The organism is Kitasatospora sp. NPDC093806, from assembly GCF_040683335.1.
Lineage (GTDB): Bacteria > Actinomycetota > Actinomycetes > Streptomycetales > Streptomycetaceae > Kitasatospora.
In genome coordinates this window covers 1-4,845 of record NZ_JBFBDO010000214.1, presented here as the reverse complement: position 1 = coordinate 4,845, position 4,845 = coordinate 1, and the positions used below count along the sequence as shown (strand labels likewise).

Sequence of the window (4,845 nt, the reverse complement as noted above, 5' to 3'; positions counted from 1 at the left end):
CCGCCCGCGGCATCACCGAGCTCGTCCACCCGGACGACGTACGCTGACCCGACTTCCGTGTGTCCCTCGTTCCTCTCCGCCCTCAGTCACCCAACGGAGCCCGCTGACATGCACGATGACCGCAGCCTGGTCGAAGCCCGCCTCAAGCGCGTCCTCGCGGAGCGCATCCGCCCGGCGCTCTACCCGGAGTCCGTCCCGCTGACGGTCTCGATCTGGACGGCGCCCGGCGAACCGGTCCCGGTCGCCGAGGGCCTGGCCGCGCCGCGCTCGGCGATCGCGGTCGGCGACGCCTGGGGCGCGCCCTGGGGCACCAGTTGGATCACCGTCGAGGGCACCGTGCCGGCCGCCTGGGCCGGGCGGACCGTCGAGGCGCTGATCGACCTCGGCTTCGACGCCAACATGCCCGGCTTCCAGTGCGAGGGCCTGGTCTACCGGCCGGACGGCACCCCGGTGAAGGGGCTCAACCCGCAGAACCAGTGGGTGCGGATCGCCGCCCCGGCGGTCGGCGGCGAGCGGGTGCTGCTGCACGTCGAGGCCGCGTCCAACCCGGTCATCCTGGACTACCACCCCTTCCTTCCCACCGAGTTGGGCGACCAGGAGACCGCCGGCGACCGGCCGCAGTACCGGCTGGAGCGGATGGACCTGGCCGTCCTCGACGAGACGGTCTGGGAGCTGGTGATGGACCTGGAGGTGCTCGGCGAGCTGATGGCCGAGCTGCCGGAGGACGGCGCCCGCCGCTGGGAGGTGCTGCGCGCGGTCGAGCGGGCGCTCGACCGGATCGACCTCCAGGACGTCAACGGCACGGCGGCGGCGGCCCGTTCGGAGCTGGAACAGGTGCTGGCCGCGCCAGCCGTGCCGTCCGCGCACCGGATCAGCGCGATCGGCCACGCCCACATCGACTCCGCCTGGCTGTGGCCGCTGCGCGAGACGGTCCGCAAGGTGGCCCGGACCACCGCCAACATGACCGCGCTGCTGGAGGACGAGCCGAACTTCCTCTACACCATGTCCCAGGCGCAGCAGTTCGCCTGGATCAAGGAGCACCGCCCGGAGGTGTACGCCCGGGTGAAGAAGGCGGTCGCGGAGGGCCGGTTCGTGCCGGCCGGCGGGATGTGGGTGGAGTCGGACACCAACATGCCGTCCTCGGAGGCGATGGCCCGTCAGTTCGTGCACGGCAAGCGGTTCTTCCTGGAGGAGTTCGGGGTCGAGAACCAGGAGGCGTGGCTGCCGGACACCTTCGGGTTCACCGGCGGCCTGCCGCAGATCATCCGCAACGCGGGCTCCAAGTGGCTGCTGACGCAGAAGATCTCGTGGAGCCAGATCAACAAGTTCCCGCACCACACCTTCCTCTGGGAGGGCATCGACGGGACCAGGATCTTCACCCACTTCCCGCCGGTGGACACCTACAACTGCTCGATGAAGGGCAGCGAGATCGCCCACGCGGCCCGCAACTTCAAGGACAAGGGGGTGGCCCGGCACTCGCTGGCGCCGACCGGCTGGGGGGACGGCGGGGGCGGCACGACCCGCGAGATGGTGGCCAAGGCGGCCCGGCTGCGGGACCTGGAGGGCTCGGCGACGGTACGCTGGGAGCGGCCGGCCGAGTTCTTCGCGAAGGCCGAGGCCGAGTACCCGAAGCCGCCGGTCTGGGTGGGCGAGCTGTACCTGGAGCTGCACCGGGCGACGCTGACCAGCCAGGCGCGCACCAAGCAGGGCAACCGGCGCAGCGAGAACCTGCTGCGGGAGGCGGAACTCTGGTGCGCCACGGCCGCGTTGCGCACCGGGCACCCGTACCCGTACGAGGCGCTGGACCGGATCTGGAAGACGGTGCTGCTGCACCAGTTCCACGACATCCTGCCGGGTTCGTCGATCGCCTGGGTGCACCGCGAGGCGGAGGCCACCTACGCCGCGCTGGCGGCGGAGCTGGAGGAGCTGATCGGGGCCGCCCAGCGGGCGCTGGCCGGGGATCCGGCGGGCGGGCGGGAGCTGGTGTTCAACGGCGCGCCGCACGGCCGTTCGGCGGTGCCGGCGGGCGGGGCGGCGGTCCCGGGCGGCGGACCCGGCGGTTGCACGGTGACGGCGCGGGCGGGCGGCGGGTTCGTGCTCGCCGACGGTCTGCTGCGGGTGGTGGTGGACGGTGACGGCCTGGTGGCGTCGGTGCTGGAGCTGGCGAGCGGCCGGGAGGCGGTGGCCCCGGGCACCCGGGCCAACCTGCTCCAGCTGCACCCGGACTTCCCGAACATGTGGGACGCCTGGGACGTCGACCAGTTCTACCGCAACACGGTCACCGACCTGACCGGGGCGGACGAGGTCGCGGTGTGCACCGAGGGCCCGGAGGAGGTGGCCGTCCGGGTGTCGCGGTCGTTCGGCTCCTCCACGGTGGTGCAGACGCTCACCCTGCGGGCGGGCTCGGGCCGGCTGGACATCGACACCGAGGTGGACTGGCACGAGACCGAGAAGTTCCTCAAGGCGGCGTTCCCGCTGGACCTGCACACCGAGCGGTACGCGGCGGAGACCCAGTTCGGCCACCAGTTCCGGCCCACGCACACCAACACCAGCTGGGAGGCGGCCAAGTTCGAGGCCTGCAACCACCGCTTCGTGCACCTGGCCGAGCCGGGCTGGGGCGTCGCGCTGGTGACCCCGTCGACGTACGGGCACGACGTGACCCGGACGGTGCGCGCGGCGGACGGCGGGACGACCACCACGGTCCGGTTCTCGCTGCTGCGCGCGCCGCGCTTCCCGGACCCGCGCACGGACCAGGGGGTGCACCGGTTCCGGCACGCGCTGGTGCCGGGCGCGGAGATCGGCGACGCGGTCCGCGAGGGGTACGCGATCGGGCTGCCGGAGCGGCGGGTCACCGGTTCGGCGGAGTCGGTGCGGCCGCTGGTGGAGTCGGACCACGGGGCGATCGTGGTCAGCGCGGCCAAGCTGGCCGACGACGGCAGCGGCGACCTGGTGGTGCGGGTCTACGAGGCCGGCGGCGGCCGGGTCCGGGGCCGGCTCGCGACCTCCTTCCCGCTGGCCGCGGTGGTCCCCTGCGATCTGCTGGAACGGCCGTGGGACGGCACCCGCGGCGAGGTCGCGGCGGACGGTGACGGGGTCCGGCTGGGCCTGCGGCCGTTCGAGTTGGTCACCCTGCGGCTGACCCCGTCGTCGGCGCCGTCGGCCTGATCCTGTTTGCTGTACCTGCCCGCCGCCCCCGCCCGCACCCGGGCGGGGGCACCCTTCCGTCCCTCCGGAGCCTCCCGCCGTGACCGCGTCCACCCCGCCGACCGCCGCACCGTCGGCCGCCGCACCGCTGTCCGCCGCACCGCTGTTCGCCGCGCTCGACATCGGCGGCACCAAGATCGCCGGGGCGCTGGTCGACTCCGCCGGGGCGCTCGGCCACCGGGTCCAGCTGCCGACGCCCGCCCGGGAGTCCGGCGCCGCCGTGCTGGCCGTGGTGCACCGGGTGCTGGACCGGCTGGCGGCCGCCCCCGAGTGGGCGGCCGTGACGGCCGTCGGGATCGGCAGCGCCGGGCCGGTGGACCTCGCGCACGGCACGGTCAGCCCGGTGAACATCCCCGGCTGGCGGGAGTTCCCGCTGACCGCCGAGGTCGCCGCGCACCCGGCCGTCGGCGCCCGCCGGGTCGCGCTGGCCGGGGACGGGGTGGCGATGGCCGCCGCCGAGCACTGGCGGGGCGCGGCGCGCGGCGCGGCCGACGCGCTCTGCCTGGTGGTCTCCACCGGGGTCGGCGCGGGTCTGGTGCTGGACGGCGCCGTCCGGCCCGGCCCCAGCGGCAACGCCGGGCACCTCGGGCACATCACGGTCGAGCTGGACGGCGAGCCCTGCCCGTGCGGCTCGCGCGGCTGCCTGGAGGGCATCGCCAGCGGGACGGCGATCGCCCGGCGAGCACTCGGCGAGGGCTGGCGGCCGGCCGGGGAGGACCGGTCGGCGCGCGCGGTGGCGGTGGACGCGGCGGCCGGCCATCCGGTCGCGGCGGCCGCCTTCGACCGGGCGGCGCGGGCGCTGGCCGCCGGGATCGCCGCCACCGCCGCGCTGGTGGACCTGCGGCGGGTGGTGATCGGCGGCGGGGTCGCCACCGCCGGACCGGTGCTGTTCGACCCGCTCGCCCGCCACCTGGACCGGTACGCGGCGCTGCCGTACGTCCGGGGGCTGGACGTCCGCCGGGCCGAACTCGGCACCGACGCCGGCCTGATCGGCGCCGCCGCGCTCTGCCGCTAGGGAGACCCTCCGCATGATCCCGTTCGCCCCGCTCGACAACCCGGTGCGCGCGTACGCCTGGGGCTCCGCGACCGCGATCCCCGCGCTCACCGGCACCCCGCCCACCGGGGCGCCGCAGGCCGAACTCTGGCTGGGCGCGCACCCGTCCGCGCCGTCCCGGCTGGACGACGGCACCGGCCCGCGCCCGCTGGACGAGCTGATCGCCGCCGCGCCGGAGGAGCTGCTCGGTCCGGCGACGGTGCGCCGGTTCGGACCGCAACTTCCTTTCCTGTTCAAGGTGTTGGCCGCCGAGCGGGCGCTGTCGATCCAGGTCCACCCCGACCGGGCGGGGGCCGAGGCGGGCTGGGCGGCCGAGCAGGCCCGCGGTGTGCCGCTCGACGCCCCGGAGCGGGTGTTCAAGGACCGCGGGCACAAGCCCGAACTGCTTTGCGCGCTCGGTGACTTCGAGGCGCTGTGCGGGTTCCGCCCGGCCGCCGCGACGGCCGCGCTGTTCGAGCGGCTGGCCGTCCCGCTGCTCGCCCCGTGGGCCGCCGCGCTGCGGGCGCGGCCCGCCGGGGAGGTGCTGCCCGCGCTGCTGCGGCAGGTGCTGGGCGGAACCCGCACAGCGCCTCGAAGTCACCGAGCGC

General features: G+C 75.4%; 3 protein-coding genes. All 3 read left to right on the top strand.

All coding sequences use genetic code 11. The annotated features are described in order from the left end of the window. The first annotated feature begins 108 nt into the window (after positions 1-108). Positions 109-3,165 (top strand): glycoside hydrolase family 38 C-terminal domain-containing protein, encoded by a 3,057-nt coding sequence (locus tag AB0N76_RS39145; RefSeq protein ID WP_363565627.1) that lies wholly within the window; start codon positions 109-111, stop codon positions 3,163-3,165. 142 nt (positions 3,166-3,307) lie between these two features. Further along, on the top strand, positions 3,308-4,219 hold the full coding sequence (locus tag AB0N76_RS39140; protein ID WP_363565628.1) for an ROK family protein: 912 nt from the start codon (positions 3,308-3,310) through the stop codon (positions 4,217-4,219). A gap of 13 nt (positions 4,220-4,232) precedes the next feature. Continuing rightward, a partial coding sequence (gene manA / locus AB0N76_RS39135) for a mannose-6-phosphate isomerase, class I (protein ID WP_363565626.1) occupies positions 4,233-4,845 on the top strand: 613 nt, incomplete at its 3' end.

Excerpts from the sequence above, each read along its gene's own strand:
- AB0N76_RS39145 (WP_363565627.1), top strand. The coding sequence starts at position 109 with ATGCACGATGACCGCAGCCTGGTCGAAGCCCGCCTCAAGCGCGTCCTC.